Source organism: Kitasatospora sp. NPDC091257, assembly GCF_044757675.1.
Lineage (GTDB): Bacteria > Actinomycetota > Actinomycetes > Streptomycetales > Streptomycetaceae > Kitasatospora > Kitasatospora lactacystinica.
The window spans coordinates 1-2,957 of record NZ_JBIVVI010001128.1; the positions used below are offsets into that span (position 1 = coordinate 1).

Annotated in this window: 2 protein-coding genes; one reads left to right on the plus strand and one right to left on the minus strand. The window is 73.8% G+C overall.

From position 1 onward, the window contains the following. The first annotated feature begins 147 nt into the window (after positions 1 to 147). Positions 148 to 1,350: a hypothetical protein gene (locus ACIQOV_RS35295; protein ID WP_401054926.1), complete on the plus strand. Its 1,203-nt coding sequence runs from the start codon at positions 148 to 150 to the stop codon at positions 1,348 to 1,350. Between the two features lie 89 nt (positions 1,351 to 1,439). Here ACIQOV_RS35295 and ACIQOV_RS35300 read toward each other — a convergent pair whose 3' ends face one another. Further along, on the minus strand, positions 1,440 to 2,939 hold the full coding sequence (locus tag ACIQOV_RS35300) for an aminopeptidase P family protein (protein ID WP_401054927.1): 1,500 nt from the start codon (positions 2,937 to 2,939) through the stop codon (positions 1,440 to 1,442). Between the last annotated feature and the right edge of the window lie 18 nt (positions 2,940 to 2,957).

The window sequence follows — 2,957 nt, forward strand, 5'->3', positions numbered from 1 at the left end:
GGATGGACGTCTATCAGGGTGAGAGGCGGGGAGAGCGAGCCGGCGGAGCCGGGGGGCTCGGGCCGGCTCCTCGGGGCGCGACATCAGGCGCCCGTTCATCCGATCACCATCACCTTCATCACCACGTGTCCTTGGGGGGACTGTCACATGAACGCGTCCGTTATCGCCCGTATTGCGAAGATTGTCCCGCTGGCCGTCGTCGCCGCCATCGGTGTCGCCGCCTGCGGCCCGACGAACGGCGGAGCGTCCGTCGCCGCCTCCGCCCCCACCTCCACCCCGGCCGTCACCTCCTCGGCCACGCCGGGCGCGGGCGCCGTCCCGGCCACCCCCACCCCGGCCGCGCCGACCACCCCTGCCGCGCCGACCACCGAGGCGGCTCCGGCCGCCGCCGCGCCCGCGACGGAGGCGCCCGCGGCCCCCGCTGCCGCCGGGACCGACGCCAAGCCGGCCGCGAAGGCGCCGGCCAAGCCGGTCTCCGCCAAGCCGGCGCCCGCCAGGCCCGGCGGCATCGGCATCACCTTCAACGGCCTGCGCGAGGGCCAGAAGATCCAGGTGGGCGACAAGGTCGCGTTCTCGGTGACCTGGAAGAACAACGACGCCTCGGGCACCCGCGCGGTGGCGCCGGTGGTGGCGACGCAGCAGTACGAGGGCGCGCCGTGCCAGCTGGTGCTCTCGATGGCGGAGGGCACGCTGGAGCGCAAGGACGCCTCGGGCTGGACCGCCCTGCCGGCACTGAGCCAGGGCGGCGGGATGGACTACGCGGGCACCGGCGACGCCGCCGCCTTCACCCTGGCCGCGGGCGAGAGCCGGACGGTCGAGTACCGGATGTCGCTCGACGTGAACAACCGCCCCGGAAGCCTCGCCATCGAGGCGGACGCCCCGACCCCGCACGCCAAGTCGTACAAGGACATGGCCAGGAGCGTGGTGACCGCGAAGGTCGTCGATGCCCACCGCCCGGTGGTGAACTCGGTCTCCGAGCCGTCCCTGCTGGTCTACGGCGGCGCCCCGACCGAGTTCTCCTACAAGCTCTCCTCGCCGGACGGTGTCACCCGGCTGTACCCGTCGGTGTTCCTGTCCACCCGGAACAGCGAGGGGCTGTCCGAGTCGGACGTCACGGTGCAGGCGAAGGTCGGCGACGAGTGGAAGACCCTCACCACGGTCCAGGACTGCAACGGTCGGCTCGGGGCTGAGCCGGCCGAGCTGGCGGACCTCCTCCCGGGCAGCTCGGTCTCGTACACCTTCCGGGTCGCGGTGGCGCGGCACGCCGGACCGATGGCCATCGAGGTCGGCGGGGTGGCCGCCGGCCACCACAGCGCGGACTCCCTGGTCCAGCCCTACAGCAAGGGCTGAGCCCGCACCGAAGCCGAAGGGCCCGGCCTCCCACTGCTCGGGAGGCCGGGCCCTTCACCGTGGCCTCGTCATGGCCGTCGTGCGGCGGCTCAGGCGAGCGAGGCCATCCAGGCCTCGACGTCCTCGGCGCTGCGGGGCAGGCCGGCCGAGAGGTTCTCGTTGCCGTCGGCGGTGACCAGGATGTCGTCCTCGATCCGGACGCCGATGCCGCGGTACTCCTCCGGCACGGTCAGGTCGTCCTGCTGGAAGTACAGGCCGGGCTCGACGGTCAGCACCATGCCGGGGACCAGCAGCGCGTCGACGTGCTCCTCGCGGCGCGAGTGGGCGCAGTCGTGGACATCCAGGCCGAGCATGTGCCCGGTGCCGTGCAGGGTCCAGCGGCGCTGGAGGCCGAGCTCCAGGACCTTCTCGACGTCGTACACCGAGGCGTCCAGCAGGCCCCAGGCGAGCAGCCGCTCGGCGAGGACGCGCTGCGAGGCCTCGTGGAAGTCGCGGAACCGGGCGCCGGGCCGCACCGCGGCGATGCCGGCCTCCTGGGCGTCGTACACGGCGTCGTAGATCCGGCGCTGGAGCCCGGTGAAGCGGCCGTTGATCGGCAGGCTGCGGGTGACGTCGGCGGTGTAGAGGGTGCTGGTCTCCACGCCCGCGTCCAGCAGCAGCAGCTCGCCGGGGCGCACGTCGCCGTCGTTGCGCACCCAGTGCAGGGTGGTGGCGTGCGGGCCGGCCGCGGCGATGGTGCCGTAGCCGACGTCGTTGCCCTCGACCCGGGCGCGGCGCCAGAAGGTGCCCTCGATCCAGCGCTCCGAGGTGGCGACGGCCTGGCCCAGCTCGCGGACCACGTCGGTGAAGCCCTTGACGGTGGCGTCGCAGGCGGCGCGCAGCTCGCCGATCTCCCACGCGTCCTTGACCAGCCGCAGGCCGCTCAGGAACTCCTTGAGCCCGGCGTCCTTGTCCTCGTCCAGGGCGTCGGCGAGCGCGGCCTCCAGGCCGGCGTCGTAGCCGCGGACGATCCGGGTCGGCACGGCGGGGTCCGCGGCCTTCGCGGCCAGCTCCTCGGCGGCCTGGCGCACGTCGCGGGCGGGCAGGCCGAGCAGCTGCTCCTGCTCGCTCAGGCTGTGCCGGCGGCCGACCCACAGCTCGCCGTTGCCGTCCAGCCAGAACTCGCCGTTCTCGCGGTTCGAGCGGGGCAGCAGGTAGAGCACGAACGCGTGGCCGGTGTCGCCGGTCGGCTCGCCGACCAGCACCGCGTCCTCGGTCTGGTCACCGGTGAGGTGGACGTACTCGCTGGAGGCGCGGAACGCGTAGTCGGTGTCGTTGGAGCGGACCCGCAGGTTGCCGGCCGGGACGACCAGGCGCTCGCCGGGGAAGGCGGCGGAGAGCGCGGCGCGGCGCTCGGCCGCGTACGGGGCCTGGGCGACGGGGGAGAGGCCGTGCAGCTCGGTGTCGGCCCAGCCGGACTTCATCGAGGCGGCCAGCTCGTCGGAGATCTCGCCGTAGAGACCGTTCTTGCGGCCCTTGTGCTGCTCGGGCTCCTCGCCGCCCTCGGCCTCGGGGTTCTCGGCCACCGCGGGGGTACGGTCCTCGGTCACGTGCAACGCCTCCTTGGG

What these genes read in the sequence shown, in the direction of transcription:
- ACIQOV_RS35295 (WP_401054926.1), top strand. Translation starts at nt 148, where the DNA reads ATGAACGCGTCCGTTATCGCCCGTATTGCGAAGATTGTCCCGCTGGCC.